Raw genomic sequence first — 17,321 nt, 5'->3', positions numbered from 1 at the left:
CTCTAATCTGGAGGATATTATGGATGATTTAATATTTAATTTAAAGTCTATTCTAAAAAATTCAAAAAATCTTGTATTTTTTGGTGGTGCTGGTGTTTCAACAGAAAGCAACATTCCAGACTTTCGTTCTAAAAATGGTCTTTACAATGCTGTTTCAAAATACGGATTTCCACCAGAAGAAATACTTAGCAGAACATTTTTTGAAAAACATACAAATATTTTTTACAAATATTACAGAGAAAATATGCTTAATCTTGATGCCTTACCTAACAAAGCCCATGAAGCATTGGCAAAGCTTGAACATATGGGTATTTTGAAAGCTATAATAACTCAAAATATTGATGGACTACATCAGTTGGCTGGCAGTACAAATGTTATTGAACTTCACGGTTCTGTTCACAGAAATTATTGTAGGAGATGCAGTAAATTTTTCGAAGCAGCGCACGTCAAAAATACTACTAATATACCAACTTGCGATGATTGTGGTGGAATAATCAAACCCGATGTTGTTTTGTATGAGGAGAGTCTAAACTTTGAAAATATAGATAGTGCAATAAAATATATAGAAAATGCCGATACTCTTATTATTGGTGGAACATCACTAGCAGTTTACCCAGCCGCTTCATTTATCAATTATTTTAGAGGCAACACCCTTGTCTTAATAAACAAAAGTTCAACCCCTTATGATAAATTAGCCGATCTTGTAATCAATGGTGCAATAGGTGATGTTTTATCAAAGGCAACAAACTTTGAAGTAGAATAGAAAAATAAAAAAATGCTTCACTTATTAGTTTAAGTGAAGCATTTTTTTTTAGCTTAAAATTGTGAACATATCCTTAGCATCATCTTTTAATGCGTGCTCAAGTATTTTTTCTACTTTTATTTTCATTGGATTAGTACCAAATTCTATTTCTATTGTGTCCCCAACCTCAACCTCGGTACCTGGCTTTGCTAATTTTGCGTTAACAAGTACTCTGCCTTGGTCACAAGCATCTTTAGCAACCGTTCTTCTTTTTATAACTCTTGCAATTTTCAAAAATTTATCTATTCTCATAACTACCTCCGTTTAAAGTTTATAACTTAAACAATAATGTGTTATATTAGAAATTTAAATATTTAATCATTTAAATTTTTTAGTTTTTCTGCTTGGTCAGATGTTATCAAACCCTGAATCATTTCTTCTAAATCACCGTCTATAAAGCTATCCAATTTGTATAAAGTCAAGCCTATTCTATGGTCTGTAACTCTACTTTGTGGATAATTATATGTTCTAATTCTTTCACTTCTATCACCAGAACCAACTTGACTTTTTCTAGATGAAGCAATTTCATCATGCTGCTCTTGCTGATATCTATCATATAGCTTTGCTTTTAAAACTTTCATAGCCTTATCTCTGTTTTTAAGCTGTGATTTTTCATCCTGACATGATATAACAATACCAGTAGGGATATGTGTTAATCTAACAGCTGAGTCAGTTGTATTTACACACTGTCCACCATTACCTGACGATCTGAAAACATCTATTTTTATATCATTTTGATTAATTTCTACCTCTACATCATCAACCTCTGGCAAAACAGCAACTGTAGCAGAAGATGTATGAATTCTACCACTTGATTCTGTTTCAGGAACTCTTTGAACTCTGTGAACTCCACTTTCATATTTTAGCTTAGAATATGCGCCTTGACCTTTTATAGCAAATATAGCTTCCTTGTATATACCTACGCCTTGGTCATTTAATGAAATTATTTCAGTTTTCCAACGTTGCCTTTCAGCATATCTAGTGTACATTCTAAATAAATTTCCTGCAAACAATCCAGCCTCATCTCCACCAACACCTGCTCTAACTTCAACTATAACATCTTTATCATCATTAGGGTCAGTAGGCAAAAGTAAAATTTTAAGATCCTCTTCAATTGTTTCAAGATTTGTTGTTAAACCTTTTACTTCTTCCTTAGCCATTTCTCTAAAATCTTCATCTAATGATTTATCATAAATCATTTCTTTAGATTCCTCAAGTTGATTTTTTGTGTCTTTATATTCTTTATATTTATTTACAATTGGTTCAATTTGTGCATGTTCTTTAACTAGCTTTTTCCATTCATTCATGTTAGCAATTATATCTGGATCAGCAATTTTTTCACTTATATCTCTGTATTTTTCTTCAATAAAATCTAATTTATCTAACATTGGTAATCACCTCTACTTGTATTAACACAGTATTATATCATGAAAATGCATTAGTATGCAAACATTATTTTACCCTGTATTTACTACATTGTCATTTAAAGTACCATAATTCGTCAAAAAAAGAAGCTAATATACTCATTAGCTTCTAGCATTTATTATATATCTTTAATTATGCTTTTATTCAGCCTTTGTTCCACATGATGGACAAAACATTGCTCCATCCTCAAGCTCTTGACCACAGCTAGCACAGAATTCTTTTGTTTTATCTTCTACTTGCTCTTCTACTAATTCTTCTTCTTTTTCTATCTCAGGCATTTTTTGTCCACACATGCTACAGAATACAGTTTCTACCTCTAGCTCAGCTCCACATTTAGGACAAGTTCTCTTTCCTTTTAATAATTTCACTTCTTCTTTTGCCGTTTCTATTTTTTCTAAGCCTTCTTTTACGTTATTAATGTACTCAGCGAATTCACTGCATTCTTCATTCTTATACTTATCAAAGTATAGTTTCCCTATGTTTTGGTATATTGTTATAATATTTCTTTCTTCTGCAGAAATTTCAGAATTCAACCTTGAAACCTCAGCCAATTCTTTTGTTTTTTTAACTGCTTCTTGGCTAGTTTTAGATATTTTGTTTCCAATGCCCTTAAAAAATTCCATATCATTTTCTCCTATCCCTATATATTATTTTAAATTTTTTTACTCTAATTTATACCCCTAAAAATATAAACAAAGCTAATATATTTATATTATATTATATTAACGACAGTTTATGATGTCAACATGTCCATAAATATTATTGTGCAAATATTACCCTATCGTTTTTGTATAAATCCTTTATTACGTCAATATTTTTAAAAATATTTTTATCTTTTAATATTTTGCTTACCGTTTCTGCTTGATTGTTGCCTATTTCAAAGAATAATTTACCTTTTTTATCTAAATAAACTTCTAACAACTCTGCTATTCTTTCATAGTATATAAGTCCGCTATGCCCTCCATCGAGTGCTAATCGAGGTTCATACTTAGAAACTTCAACTTGCAATTTATCAATTTCTTCTTTTTCAATATAAGGAGGATTGGACACTATTATGTCAAATTTTTTATTTATATTTAAACTACCAAACAAATCGCCCTTAATAATCTCCGCGTTTTGAATGTTAAGATTTTTCATATTTATGTTAGCAACCTTTATAGCAATATCACTAATATCAATTGCAGTTACACATGCATTTTGTAGATAATGCGCCAAACTCAGTGATATTGCACCACTTCCAGTACCTATATCCAAAATATTTATTCTTCTATCATTTAAATCTGTACTATTAACAATCTCTATAACCTTTTCTACCAATATCTCAGTATCTGGTCTCGGTATTAGAACACCATCCTCAACATAAAAATCAAGCCCCATAAACTCTTGGCAATTTAACATGTATTGAAGAGGGTAGCCTTCGTTTCTTCTTCTTACCATTTTATAAAATTTGTCTACTATTTCATTCTCAACTATTTCGTCTCCATGAATTAATAGATATATTTTGTCTTTATTTAAAAGCTTCATCAAAATAAGTTGCAAATCAAGAAAGGGATTATTATAATCCCTTTTCTCTAATATATTCATTCCATCCTTTAAAAGATGTTCAATTGAATTTTTTACCATAAATCATCTGCTCCATTTTCAGGTATAACAGCTTCCATTGCTACTATAGCAACCTCCATCATTGAATCATCTGGTTCACTAGTAGTAATCTTTTGAATCATCAATCCAGGATAGGCTAAAATTTTTGTTAAAACATTTTGTTTATCCTTACCACCTATATATCTGTTTATCTCATAAGAGAGACCCGCAATAACTGGTAACATTAATATTCTTGTTATAACTCTCATAAATGGATTAGGCCATCCGAAAAATGAAAATACTATAATACTTATGATTAGCACATTTACTATAAAGCTTGTTCCGCATCTAGGATGTAATGTTGAATATTTTCTAACATTTTCAACTATTAATTCCTCTCCATTTTCATAACAATAAATCGTTTTATGCTCAGCACCATGATACCTAAATACCCTTTTAATATCATCAAGTTTTGAAATAAGAAAAATGTATATTACAAATAAAGCTACTCTTATTATACCCTCTACAAGATTTAATATTAAACTACTATCAGTAACATGCTTTAATACGTTTGTTAGAAGTGAAGGGGCAATAATAAATACTCCAATACTAAATATTAAAGCTAATATCAATGATACATAGATTATAGCATTCTCTGCTTTATCTTTAAAAACTTTTTTCAAAAACTTATCTACAGCATCTTCTTCAATAGAATCCTCAAAAAAACTTGCGGAATACATAAGCTCTCTAACACCTGAAATCATAGCTTCAATAAGTGCAAATGTCCCTCTAATAATAGGCAATTTAAAAAATTTTTTCTTAAATACTGAGCTTAGTTCGGAAGTTTTTAACTCAATTTCGCCATCTGGTTTTCTAACAGCAGTAGCCAGTTTATGAGGACCTTTCATCATTATACCCTCGATAAGCGCTTGACCACCGATACTAGTCTTTTTTTTCTGTGCCAATATAATTCTTCCTTTCACAAATATTATTTAACTTTAACTATCCATCCTTCTGGAGCCTTAACATCTCCTAGTTGAATCCCCATTAAAGTATCATATAATTTTCTAGTTATAGGTCCAACCTCAGTTTGACTATAGAAAGTATGCATATTACCCTTATGTTGAATTCCACCTATAGGACTGATAACAGCAGCTGTACCACATGCTCCAGCTTCTGCAAATTTGTCTAATTCATCTATTTTAACTTCTTCTTCAGATGCTTCCATTCCTAGATATTCTTTAGCAACATGCAACAAAGAATATTTAGTGATACTTGGAAGAATAGAAGATGAAATAGGTGTTATAAATCTATTGTCTTTAGTAATACCAAAGAAATTTGCAGCTCCAACCTCATCTATTTTAGTATGAGTTTTTGGATCTAAATATATACTATCTGCAAAACCAGCATCTACAGCTTGTTTATGAGCTAATAAGCTTGCTGCATAGTTTCCACCAACTTTGTCTTTACCTGTACCTATAGGTGCAGCTCTATCAAAATCTGTAGTAACAAAGTTAACTGGAGCCATTCCACCTTTAAAGTATGGTCCAACTGGTGTACAGAATATGCAGAATATGTATTCAGAAGCAGGTCTTACACCAACATTATCTCCAACCCCAATAAGGAAAGGTCTTAAGTATAAAGTAGCACCTGAACCGTATGGAGGAACCCATGCTTCATTAGCTAAAACCACTTTTTTACAAGCATCAACAAATTTTTCTACGGGTACTTTTGGCATTAGAAGTCTATCACAACTTCTTTGCATTCTCAATGCATTTTGATCAGGTCTAAATAATTGAATTCCACCATCTTTATTAGAATATGCTTTTAAACCTTCAAAACATTGTTGTCCGTAATGTAATGATGTAGAACCTTCACTAATTGTTAATCTATTATCTTCAACAAGTTGTCCATCATCCCATTTTCCATCTTTAAAATAAGATACATATCTTTTGTCAGTTTTAACATAACTAAATCCTAACTCTGACCATTTTATATCTTTCTTCTTAATCATAACTTAAATCCTCCTAAATTAATTGATTATTTGTAATTTAATTATAATTGTAATATACTTTAAAGTCAATTCATCTTTTAATATTATACGTCTACTGAGAACAATTTAAATCAAAACCATATAAAAAAAATTCAAAGGCACTATTTTAAAATTTAATTAGGTTTTACTAAATTATATATAATATAATTTTTTATATAATTTTTAATTATATATTACTTGAAAGAGGAAAAATAATGTTATATAATATAACATATTGATAATTAATGTAACATAAATAATATAATAGTTCTTAGAGAGGATATTAAATATGAATAATAACACAAGTAAATTCACTAAAAACAAGTATGTTCTAAATTGGATTGATGAAGTTGTTGCATTGACAAATCCAAAAGAAGTAATATTAATAGATGGTGGCGAAAGTCAAATAAAACAATTAAGAAAAGAAGGTTGCTCTACAGGCGAAATGATAGAGCTTAACCAGAAAAAAATGCCAGGTTGTTACTATCACCGTACTAAACCTAATGATGTTGCTAGAATGGAAGACAGAACTTTTATTTGTTCAAAAGATGAAATCAATGCTGGTCCAACAAATAATTGGAAATCACCAGAAGAAGCATATAAATTAGGTAAAGAAATTTTTAAAAACTCTATGACTGGTAGAACAATGTATGTTATACCATATTGTATGGGACCTATTGGTTCACCATTTTCAAAGATTGGTATAGAAGTAACTGATTCTATATATGTTGTACTAAATATGCACATCATGACAAGAACAGGTAAACAAGCTTTAAACATGTTAGGATTTACTAATGATTTTGTTCGTGGACTACATGGTAAATGTACTTTGGACGAAACTAAAAGATACATATTCCACTTCCCTGAGGATAACACTATATGGTCACTAAACTCAGCATACGGTGGAAATGTTTTATTAGGTAAAAAATGCTTTGCACTTAGAATTGCTACTTATATGGGTAAGCAAGAAGGCTGGATGGCAGAACATATGCTTATATTAGGAATTGAAAATCCAAAGGGAGAAATCAAATACATAGCTGCTGCATTCCCTTCTGCATGTGGCAAAACAAATTTAGCAATGCTAATACCACCAGAAATATTCAGAAACAAAGGATATAAAATTTGGACTGTTGGTGATGATATTGCTTGGATAAGAATAGGCGATGATGGAAGACTTTATGCTGTTAACCCAGAAGCAGGTTTCTTTGGAGTTGCACCTGGAACTAACGTTAAGTCAAATCCAAATGCATTAGCCGCAACAGCAAGAAATACAATATTTACTAATGTTGCAATAAATAAAGATGATATGACAGTTTGGTGGGAAAAATTAACTAATACTCCTCCAACTGAAAACATGGAAGATTGGATAGGAAGACCTTGGAACTACAAAACTTCTACAGAAAAAGGAGCTAATCCAAACTCAAGATTTACAGCACCTGCTAAAAACTGTCCTTGCATTTCAAGTGAATGGGAAAGTTCAAACGGTGTTCCACTTTCAGCAATTATATTTGGTGGAAGACGTGCTAAAACTGCTCCACTTGTTTATCAATCAAGAGACTGGAACCATGGTATATTTATAGGTTCAGCAATGGCAAGTGAAACAACAGCAGCAGCAAATGGACAAGTTGGTGTTATAAGACGTGATCCAATGGCTATGTTACCATTCTGTGGTTATAATATGGCTGATTATTTTGGACACTGGATTGAAATGGGACAAAAAACTGATAAGTTACCAAAAATATTCCATGTTAACTGGTTTAGAACTAACGAAAACGGAGATTTTATTTGGCCAGGATACGGTGAAAACTTTAGAGTTCTTGAGTGGATGCTTAAGAGATGTGAAAATAAAGTTGATGCTAAAGAAGTTGAAATTGGTTATGTTCCAAATATTGATGATTTAAACCTTGAAGGTTTAGATATGGATAAAGAAACTTTAAATAACCTATTGTCAATAGATAAAAATTTATGGTTAGAAGATGCCAATGGTATAGAAGAATTCTACAACAAGTTCAACGGAAGAATTCCTACTGAACTTCAAAACGAACTAGAAACTTTGAAAAATAATTTAAAATAGCATATTAAAACAGCATTTAAATTAATCAAATGCTCAGCTTATCGAAAAAGTCTGCTTCAAAAAGCAGACTTTTTCGATTTTAATAAATAAAGCTATCCTATGAAGCAAAAAGAAAACTACATTAATTTTGTAATCACATTGCGTGTAGGAAATTGTAACTTCAGTACACTCCATATTGGTCAAATGCGTGGGACAGGGTACGGGTCAGTCTACCTTGACCAAAGGACATTACGTTTAACTTCGTACAATTTCAGCTACACTACATGAATGTTACAAAATTAAATCCGTTTTCTTTTATAAATAGCTATACTGAAAGCATTGAAAAATCAGAAAAAGCTTGTATCTAATTCAGCTAAAATATGGTAAGACCAAGTGTTGATCCAGTAGTTCTTTTTAAAATGGTTTTAATATAATATATTTATTTTTTACTTAATACTTCTTCTATACTTGTCCATGTAAAACTTGTTACCATGCCATTTTCATCAAAATTATATTTATATAGCTCAAAAGTTTTTTCTCTATCAAAAAACAAACTTACCATATATTCTGCAAAATTATAGTACACTGGTTCTTCAAATGTATACGTTCCAGTTTTTGAGTTTATATTTTCACCTAAAAATTTATAGAATTTTTTATAATCATCTAAAAATTGGTTGTATATTCTTTCAAAACCTTCATCACTTATCTTTTGTTCAACATACTTTGCATAGAATTGGTATGCAGGTTCAGTTGAACCTATGAATATACCTACTAGATCCAAATCATAAATATTTTTAACTAATTCTCGTACATTACGACATTCTTGCAACTTTGCTTGACCATAATAAAATTTATAATTTAATTTCAATTTATACTCTTCATTAAATAGATTAGCAAAATAGTGTTTTTCATAATCTGTAAGCTCATTAAACCCTTCTATATCATTGTACATTTTATTTAATGTATCTATATACAATTTCTCTCTCTTGTCTATTTGTTCTTGAGTAAAATGTACCCATTCTATATTTGAATATTTTTTTTCATCCTTATTCTCTTCAGGTACTTTTATAATACCTGCATAACCTGTTTTTTTACCTTTATACCACATACCTTGTGTTGCTAAAGTATATTTAGATGTATTTAATAATTCTACTCCTAATTGTTTTATTACATCTAGTTCATCATAGGATATTGGTACTTGTAAATATAAATAATCATAATACCTATAGTTATCGTTAACTAAAAAGTTTAATACTTGTTTTTGCTGAGTGTTAAATTTATTATAGCTTTCAACTATTTCCGTTTGCCTTTCAGTTAAATTATAAATCTTTTCTGCTTTATTATTTATTTTATCGGCTTTATTACATGCACTTTGACATATTAGCATCACTAGCATTAAAACTATTAATATTTTTCTTTTCATCACAACTTCCCCCTTATAAACTTAATTTGATTTTTTTTATAAAATTATCTAAATTTATGTCTATAAATTCTTCTGTTTTTTCTTCTCCTCTATTTATATTGAATAATTGTGCATTCATAATAAAACATTCCATTAAACTATTCATACCTAACGTTTTATATGATAATTCATTTATAAACTCTTCACTTATATTTCCGTTTAATATATTTCTTTCTATTATTTCATTTATACACTTAAGCTCTGTCTCATTTTCCTTGTAATATTCTTCTATTTCCACATTATTATTTACTATGTTCATATACATATTATCAGCACAATCATTTTTTAATGTGAAACATGAAAATCTTATATTTTCACCTAACAATTCACTGTCAAGCATATAATTAGCTAACTTATATGTACTTTCATTTGTGATTTTATCATTTATGTATATTGCATATCTTATCATGTCAGGTTCAAACAATACTATTGTATCCTTTAAACTTTTAAGCAATGTGTTTTTGTTAAAATCAGTATAATAACAATTATCTTCTCTACAATCCGAACCATAACCTATGTCCAGAGTAAGGTTAGTTTTATTGTCTATAATAGTTTTGCTACACCCTAAGGCAATATTTGTTCTATCTTTACTTTTTTCAACGAATTTTCTAATTGCATTAGCTAAATTATTTCTATATTCTTCATCTATTTCACTTTCCTTGGTAGTATTATTTAAATTTAAATTGTATTCATACATTAAATTAGTTACACATGCATTGTTAATTGCGCTATCATTACTTAAATCTGCCCCATTCTCTAATAGTCTAAATATAATATTTCTATAGTCTGTAGGTGACATTATATCTTTATCAAAATTAATATCATAAACATCTAATAAATTTTTGTTAATTAATCTAATGTTGTAAGTATATGCTACTAGCATGTATGGTAGATTTTTGCATGATTTTACTATATTTTTATAGTTTTCTATATTTTCATAGTTCGCGTGTTCACTATTTAAATTTCTCATTTCGTTATAGTTACCGCAGACTATAGTATTATTTTTTTCAAGATTTATATTTCTTTTCAATATATAATCATCATATGACATCTCTGATTCATAATAGCAATGTATTTGAAGCGGTATTTCATTATTTTCACAATATCTCTCTATGTCAGGTATTAACATTGCTATTTGATCGTTTTGGTCTCTTTGGTACATCCACAAATGAACTGTATTTGGATCTGCTTTTTTGCATGATGTAGTAATACTAATAATTAGTATAAATATTAAGAATAATAAAATATATCTTTTCTTATTTTTCATCCCATCCTCCGTTTTTGAATTATACTTGTGCCCATATTCTTACATTATATACCTTTATAATAAAACATGATATAACAATTTTGTTATATTTATATTTTTTATATTATTTTACCATTTTACTTAATTTTCTACATTATTCGACTTTAGTAATACATTTGTTTTTTTCCTACAAAAAAAGATAGCATAGTTTTATACGCTATCTTTTTTCGATATTAACAATAATATTTACTAGTTATTTATTCCACATTTACGCTGAATGTTTTAGAAACTAATAGTTTCCCATTTGAATCAAATGCATTTACTGTTATATTTATATGCTGTCCTTTATATTTTGAAAAATCACAGTTTACTCTGTAAGGCACACTCTCGGTTGTGCCTATTGTTACTCCATTTATCATATATTCTACTTTTTTTACATTGTCTGTTGCACACTTGACATATGAACATAATGCTATCTCCTCTGAAGAAACCGTATTGCCTGCTAACTGATAGTAGTATTCATTGATACTATCACTATCAGTTGCACTTGATAGATAATACTCATCATTTATTGCATCCTTGTACGCATCTAGTACTGTTTTATTTTGTGACAAGCAGTAGTTAGTTACATCCTTTTTCTGATTGAAATAAAATACTGCTTTTAAATTTGGATATCTAAGTGGTATATATGCATAAAAATCATCTAATTGCCTAGCAGCATAATTTGTTAAGTCTTTGCCCGATGATGCCTGTTTAAACGAACATCCACCCTCTGATACTATAATAGGCTTTTTATCGCCATACAATGAGTAAATTAAATCTAACTGATTACTCCATCTGCTTCTGTCTATACCTTGATTTAAAGGGTCAAGCTGTGGATTATTATTCTTGTATGATGAAATACCTACATAATCAACATACTCATCTCCTGGGTAATAATATGTTATATTATCAGGAGGATAAAAGTTTGGTGCCCACACTATTGCTACTGATGGTGCATGTTCTTTGAATATACCTGAAACTATTCTAAATTTTTCTATATATTTATTGTAATCTGTTGTATACCATGGATTTGTTGGATCATTCATTTCATTTGCAAACCTTAGCATGAATTTTGCACCGCTTTTTTCCATATCCTTTGCTAGCTTAACAAGGTATCCGTCTGTATCATTTACCATGTCTAGTCCATCAAGTGGTTGTAATGCTAATTCTATAATTTTATCTAACTGAACAGCTTTTCTTATATGTGTACTATATGTTGATAAATCCATACCGTATGAAAAATACAAAAGATATGCTGCATGGTCTTTACCAACCAAATCAGGGAAGTCATTCATATAGAATTTTTTATTGCTTGATGAATCATGAACATTTGAATCACCCTCTGCATATGCTCCTAATAAAATTCCTTTTTTAGGTTCCAATGGAGCATCAAAATAATCAATTTGAGACCTTTCTTCATTTGTACTTACTGCGTAAAGTTTGACCTCGGAACCAAGCAAATCTGCTTTTCTATTTGCAGCTGTTGTTTCTTGTACTTTACCTGCTTTATCCCAATATATAGCTTCTGCCAACCAACATTGCTTTGCCTTATCATAATTTGCTAGTTTTGAGTAACAGTCACCCATTCTATTGTACATTAATGCAACGTTTGTAAAGTTGCCTTCTTTTTTTATAGCTGAAATTATGCTTTCAAATTTTAATATAGCATTTGAATAGTTTTTATTAGTTTTTAGAGATGTTGCTTCTTCTATAATGGGCCAGTAGTTATCAATTATAGGCATATTTTCTATAAGTGTAACAAAATTTACATCTTCCTGAGTGTTAACCAAAACTGTTTTTGTTTTTCCATCCCAGTTTATAGTAGCTCCAAAACATTCGAGAACCGCTCTAATAGGGAGATATGTTTTTTTATTTTTTATAATTGCTGCTGTGTCATTTTTTAATTTCTCTCTATTTTTATAAATGTAGCTTTCCCCAATTTTAACCTTTACTTCTGTTTCCCCTTTTGTTACTATTGCTGTTTTATTTGCACTATCCCAATCTACCTTTGCTCCAATGCTTTCCATTGTTAACCTTAGTGGAACCATAGTTCTGTTGTTGGCATCTACAAATGGATAACCTGAGTGTTTTGTAAAATTAACTTTTAGTCCATCAATGCTTATATCTACTGCAAATACTGTTATGATAAACATTGAAGAGATTAATACTGTTAATAATAGTGTCCTTAACATTTTAATGCTTGTTTTTTTTATCATATTTTCCTCCGTTAAAAAATAAGTGTGTTTTTATAATATAACAATATATTGTTTTTTGCAATAATTTGTTATATTTTGTTTTTTTTAATATTTCTTTACTTTTGTTATGTTAAATTATGTTATATAGTATAATAAAACCATTTACTAAAAAGATAGTGACTTTTTATTATATTTTTGTTATTATCTTTATAGTTAAAATAAACAGAGTGGATAAGATGCGTTAAGTGTTAAGAGATGGGAGGTCGCTCTTAAACGAAAGACTTAGTCTGCGGTATCTTGTCGCTTCCGCTGTACAAACATAGTATTTTTGACTATAATTATGTTTCTTAATTGCGGAAGTATTACTTTGTACCTATAAGGAGGTTCAAATGAAAGGTAATACTTTTTTAGTTTCAAAAAAAATTACAACACGCAAATTGACAACGGCTAGTATTTTGATAGCCATGAGCTTAGTGCTCAATTTATTATTTTTATTTTATATACCAGTCGCAGGATTTCAAGCTGTTAAAATAACATTTTCTACAGCTATCACAATGATCACAGGTATCATTTGCGGTCCTATGGTTGGATTTATATCTGGTTCTTTAGTGGACATACTTACATGCCTAATTAAACCAGTAGGTCCATATTTTCCAGGATTTACTATAGCTGCGGGGTTGTCAGGACTGATACCAGGATTATTTTTTAAGTATTTTAAGAGTGACAAATTAAATTATAACCTTATCAATACTATTTTTATTTCAATATTATCAGCAAGCTGTGTTGGTGGGTTTATATTTAAAGGACTATTAACAATTGAAGGTAACTCATTATATTATAATGGCGAGCCACTTCACATTGCTCTTATAATAGGATACATAGTATTAACTTTAGCATATATAGTATTCCCTATAATAGTTACTAAAAAATTTCATTCTAAATACAAAACGAACAAAATTTTATTTATGGTAAGTGTATCACAATTTATAACTTCTATTATACTAAACACTTACTTTTTATCAATTATTATGGGTAAAGGATTTATAGTATTTTTGCCAGCAAGAATACTCTCTAATTTCTTTTTAATACCAATTTACGCTATTGTAATTTCAACAGTCTTAGAAACAGTAAACAAAACTTTTAAATTAAAATTTTAATTATTTAATACAAAAAAGCAAGCTAGAGAATTCTCTAATGCTTGCTTTTTTTAAAATGTTACTATTATTCCACCATCATCTGCATATAATGTGCTTAATCCACCAGCTTCTAATATCAATACATCTTTAAAATTATACTTAGAAAGTATATCATCTTTTAGTTTCTTTGCTTTTTCTAATGCATTAACATGTGTTATACCAAGCACCCTATCTTTATAATCATTACATGACTCTCCTATAAATTCAACAAGCTTCATGAATGCTTTTTTGTTCCCTCTAATTTGATCTTTTAAATCAATCTCTCCAACTTCATTGCCACATAATATAGGAACAATATGAAGTATTGATGCAAGTTTTGCTTTTACCATACTTATTCTTCCGTTTTTAGCAAGATTGTCAAGTGTATTGAGAATAAATAGTGTATTTAGTTTCTCAATATATTTTTCTATATTTTCGATAATTTGTTCAAAATTTAATTTTTCTTCTATCAAAGTTTTAATTTGCAAAGCAATAAGTGCTTGACCAGATGCTGCAGATTTGCTATCAAATATATGTATTTTACTATTAGGTGATTTTTCTAAAAACATTTTCTTTGCCAATTCTGCACTATTATGTGAACCACTCAACTTTGATGAAATTGTAACAACATATGACTCTCCATTATCTTCAAAAGAATTGTAAAAATCATTTGGTGACGGACAAGCTGACTTAACTACTGTCTTTTTCTGTTTCATTTTATCCAATAACATATCTGTGTCTATGTTATCATCAATTATTTCTTCCTCATCAACTATCAATTTAAAAGGTATTCTTTCTATTTCGTTTAACCATGCTATATTATCATCATAGTCTAAACAGCTATCTACAATTATTTTACTATTCACTCTATATACTCCTATTCTTGTGTAACGTTGAGATCCTCAAATGTATCTATCAATTTTAGTTTTTCTTTCTTTGTTAACTTCTTAATGCTACATTCTCTTTTTAAGGCATCTTCTTTCCTGTCAAACTCTTCGTAATATTTTAATACGACCGGTGTTCTTCCTCTAGTATATTTTGCACCTTTTCCTAAATTATGCACTAAAATTCTTTTTTTTATATTCGTAGTATATCCTGTATATAGGGTATTATCATTACATTCAACTATATATGTATAGTACATCAAATAATTTCCTCAGCAATTCTACACAGTATATCATATGTTTGAAATTCGGTATTTCTTCTTTTTGCGATTTTGTTTAACTCAATCTCTATCTCTTTTATTAAAGAAACAGTATGCAAGCTAAAATTAAGCATAAATATATGAATAAAATCATTTGCAAATTTAAATTTCCAGTCTGTTGCTATCGGCTCATAGGTTATCAAATATGCAACGAATTTTCCAATGTCAGTTTCAATACAGCCTTCCTTACATGATTCAAAATTCATACCATAAATCATATCATCTTTCAAAATAAAGTTATGCAAATTTATATCACCCATAATATATTGTTTACCAAATTTATCTTTTGTTACTTTATAAAATTCTTGAAAAAAAGCTAATAATTTTATAATAGTTTTATGATAATTTATACTACCTCTTTTTTCTTCATCTATAAGCCAATCCAATAATGTTACTTTCCCCAAATCTTCTAATTTTACCGAATTCCTTTTATTACAAATTTCAACTATTTCCATTTCCCTCTCCAATTAAAACAATCTATGCACAGCTTACTTTTCTACAGTAATACTAATTATTTTTTTCATATTAGTTCTTTTACTTAAGCTTTCAAATTTTACAGCATAATTGCCCTCATCGTCAATATATAATATTCCACTTTGTAAATCTTCTTTAGTTACACCTATACTGCTATTGCTTACAGAAGTTATTATATAAGATTTTGAATCTATAAGTTTTTCATTTTCTATTATATCTACTAATAGTATCCCCTCTGTACCATTAATTTCTTTTGCTTCATAAATATTAAATGCCTCGTCAGCACTAAAGAACTTTAGCTCATTTAAAGCAGCCTTATCAATATATTCATTAATCACCTGTTTATTATCAATGAATTTTTTAAATGTTTCTGCAATTATTAATTCTTCAATACTTTTTTGTTCCTTTTGCTCATCATCTTCTATTTGAGTTTGGTCTTTGTCATTGTCATTGTCATTGTCATTGTCATTGTCATTTTCATTGTCATTTTCATTATCTATAAGATTGTCATCATCTTTTTTATCATCTGCAATACTACTATTGCCGTTAGTATTATTGTTATTGTCATCTACAACATTAATATTATCTGCATTTTGCTTTGTACATGCAGTTATAATCAACAAAAGCACTATTGCTAACATAATTAATTTATTCTTCTTCATTTTAACCTCTCACCTTATAAGATAACATCTGCACCCAAACATTTTGCTTTTTCTAATTTACTTTCTAATTCAGTCATTAACTCTGTTTTTGTTTGACCTGAATAATCTAACGCAGCACCGTTTATAAATATTTCTATAATATGTAATACTCTTATGTTTTTTTTGATACTTATTTTTAACTTTTCTATCAGAACTTGTGCTAAATCAGTATTTACATTGTTGTAAATAACAAAAAACTTTCCTCCACTATATCTACAAGGGATGTCTATCTTTCGAGTATTTGATAATAACATATCTGCAATCTCTATAAGTGTTTTATCTCCAACCTCATAACCATAATCTTGGTTTATGGTTCTAAGTCCGATTAAATCCAGCAATAACACAGTAAAGTTTGTACCCAATTCATTGTAGTCACTTATACTTAAATCCACACTATCTAACCCAAATTGATAGTCATAAAGCTTAGTTAGGTTATCATTATTATTTTTAATTCTAACCTCCTCTATGAGATAATCTATTTGCTTATTTTTTTCAAATAAAATTCTTTTATTTTCTTTCTTCTCAGTTTCGTCTTTTATTATAACATGAAATACTCCCATGTTGTATCCAAAAACAAACATTTTCAAAAATTTATTACAAGAATCAAAATAGTCTTCTATGACTTTATAGCTATTGGTCATTGCTGCCTCAGCAATAATCCTTGTCCAATCAAAAATTGTTGTTGATTTTTGGAAAAAAATTTCTGTTAATCTCTTATTTAGTATTTCATCATTTGGTACTCCAGTAATACAAGGGAAATGTTTGTTTGCGTATATTACATATATTTCATTTTTATTTGTCTTTTCATTAAATCTAATTTCACAAGTTGCAAAAGGCTCAAAATAATTAGACATTATAATATAATCATAAACTAGTTTAAAATTATCCATATATATGCTCCCTCAATTATAATATATTGAAAATAGTTA

The 17,321-nt window shown here is 29.0% G+C and carries 17 protein-coding genes and 1 riboswitch; of the genes, 3 read left to right on the top strand and 14 right to left on the bottom strand.

Features of this window, described 5'->3' with window-relative positions; all coding sequences use genetic code 11:
- Positions 1-19: 19 nt before the first annotated feature.
- On the top strand, positions 20-763 hold the full coding sequence (locus JYG23_RS11585; RefSeq protein WP_207235827.1) for an NAD-dependent protein deacylase: 744 nt from the start codon (positions 20-22) through the stop codon (positions 761-763).
- Positions 764-811: 48 nt separating this feature from the next.
- On the opposite strand, the gene JYG23_RS11580 is transcribed toward JYG23_RS11585, so the two are convergent.
- The 6 genes from JYG23_RS11580 to JYG23_RS11555 form a co-directional block, all read right to left on the bottom strand.
- The gene (locus JYG23_RS11580) at positions 812-1,054 is read right to left on the bottom strand and encodes an RNA-binding S4 domain-containing protein (protein ID WP_207235826.1); all 243 of its coding nucleotides are present in this window, start codon (positions 1,052-1,054) and stop codon (positions 812-814) included.
- A gap of 62 nt (positions 1,055-1,116) precedes the next feature.
- Positions 1,117-2,190 carry a peptide chain release factor 1 gene (prfA, locus tag JYG23_RS11575; protein WP_207235825.1) on the bottom strand — a complete coding sequence of 358 codons (1,074 nt, stop codon included), beginning with the start codon at positions 2,188-2,190 and terminating at the stop codon, positions 1,117-1,119.
- Between the two features lie 177 nt (positions 2,191-2,367).
- Positions 2,368-2,850 carry a zinc ribbon domain-containing protein gene (locus JYG23_RS11570; RefSeq protein WP_207235824.1) on the bottom strand — a complete coding sequence of 161 codons (483 nt, stop codon included), beginning with the start codon at positions 2,848-2,850 and terminating at the stop codon, positions 2,368-2,370.
- Between the two features lie 136 nt (positions 2,851-2,986).
- A complete protein-coding gene (gene prmC / locus JYG23_RS11565) occupies positions 2,987-3,850 on the bottom strand; it encodes a peptide chain release factor N(5)-glutamine methyltransferase (RefSeq protein ID WP_207235823.1) in 864 nt (287 codons plus the stop codon).
- Positions 3,844-4,719, bottom strand: a complete 876-nt coding sequence (locus JYG23_RS11560) for a DUF1385 domain-containing protein (protein WP_207238019.1) — start codon at positions 4,717-4,719, stop codon at positions 3,844-3,846. Before JYG23_RS11560 ends, prmC begins: the two co-directional genes overlap by 7 nt.
- Before the next feature lie 77 nt (positions 4,720-4,796).
- Positions 4,797-5,822, bottom strand: a complete 1,026-nt coding sequence (locus JYG23_RS11555) for a branched-chain amino acid aminotransferase (RefSeq protein WP_207235822.1) — start codon at positions 5,820-5,822, stop codon at positions 4,797-4,799.
- 307 nt (positions 5,823-6,129) lie between these two features.
- On the opposite strand from JYG23_RS11555, the gene JYG23_RS11550 reads away from it, so the two are divergent.
- Positions 6,130-7,914: a phosphoenolpyruvate carboxykinase (GTP) gene (locus JYG23_RS11550; protein ID WP_207235821.1), complete on the top strand. Its 1,785-nt coding sequence runs from the start codon at positions 6,130-6,132 to the stop codon at positions 7,912-7,914.
- A gap of 418 nt (positions 7,915-8,332) precedes the next feature.
- On the opposite strand, the gene JYG23_RS11545 is transcribed toward JYG23_RS11550, so the two are convergent.
- The 3 genes from JYG23_RS11545 to JYG23_RS11535 form a co-directional block, all read right to left on the bottom strand.
- Positions 8,333-9,316, bottom strand: a complete 984-nt coding sequence (locus JYG23_RS11545; protein ID WP_207235820.1) for a hypothetical protein — start codon at positions 9,314-9,316, stop codon at positions 8,333-8,335.
- A 13-nt stretch (positions 9,317-9,329) separates the two neighbouring features.
- Positions 9,330-10,622: a hypothetical protein gene (locus JYG23_RS11540; protein WP_207235819.1), complete on the bottom strand. Its 1,293-nt coding sequence runs from the start codon at positions 10,620-10,622 to the stop codon at positions 9,330-9,332.
- A gap of 236 nt (positions 10,623-10,858) precedes the next feature.
- Positions 10,859-12,859: a stalk domain-containing protein gene (locus tag JYG23_RS11535; RefSeq protein ID WP_207235818.1), complete on the bottom strand. Its 2,001-nt coding sequence runs from the start codon at positions 12,857-12,859 to the stop codon at positions 10,859-10,861.
- A 200-nt stretch (positions 12,860-13,059) separates the two neighbouring features.
- A riboswitch (THF riboswitch) is annotated at positions 13,060-13,152 on the top strand.
- Between the two features lie 75 nt (positions 13,153-13,227).
- Here JYG23_RS11535 and JYG23_RS11530 point away from each other — a divergent pair.
- Positions 13,228-13,995 (top strand): folate family ECF transporter S component, encoded by a 768-nt coding sequence (locus JYG23_RS11530; protein ID WP_207235817.1) that lies wholly within the window; start codon positions 13,228-13,230, stop codon positions 13,993-13,995.
- 50 nt (positions 13,996-14,045) lie between these two features.
- On the opposite strand, the gene JYG23_RS11525 is transcribed toward JYG23_RS11530, so the two are convergent.
- From JYG23_RS11525 to JYG23_RS11505, 5 genes are read right to left on the bottom strand one after another with little or no spacing between them, the layout of a single operon-like run.
- Positions 14,046-14,879, bottom strand: a complete 834-nt coding sequence (locus JYG23_RS11525; RefSeq protein WP_207235816.1) for a DegV family protein — start codon at positions 14,877-14,879, stop codon at positions 14,046-14,048.
- An 11-nt stretch (positions 14,880-14,890) separates the two neighbouring features.
- A complete protein-coding gene (locus JYG23_RS11520; RefSeq protein WP_207235815.1) occupies positions 14,891-15,157 on the bottom strand; it encodes a GIY-YIG nuclease family protein in 267 nt (88 codons plus the stop codon).
- Positions 15,157-15,672 (bottom strand): hypothetical protein, encoded by a 516-nt coding sequence (locus JYG23_RS11515; RefSeq protein WP_207235814.1) that lies wholly within the window; start codon positions 15,670-15,672, stop codon positions 15,157-15,159. Before JYG23_RS11515 ends, JYG23_RS11520 begins: the two co-directional genes overlap by 1 nt.
- A gap of 33 nt (positions 15,673-15,705) precedes the next feature.
- The gene (locus tag JYG23_RS11510) at positions 15,706-16,353 is read right to left on the bottom strand and encodes a hypothetical protein (RefSeq protein WP_207235813.1); all 648 of its coding nucleotides are present in this window, start codon (positions 16,351-16,353) and stop codon (positions 15,706-15,708) included.
- A gap of 14 nt (positions 16,354-16,367) precedes the next feature.
- Complete coding sequence (locus JYG23_RS11505; RefSeq protein ID WP_207235812.1) at positions 16,368-17,282, bottom strand: GGDEF domain-containing protein; 915 nt, start codon at positions 17,280-17,282, stop codon at positions 16,368-16,370.
- Between the last annotated feature and the right edge of the window lie 39 nt (positions 17,283-17,321).

It is taken from the genome of Sedimentibacter sp. zth1 (assembly GCF_017352195.1).
GTDB lineage: Bacteria > Bacillota > Clostridia > Tissierellales > Sedimentibacteraceae > UBA1535.
This window is presented reverse-complemented; position numbering and strand designations above follow the sequence as displayed.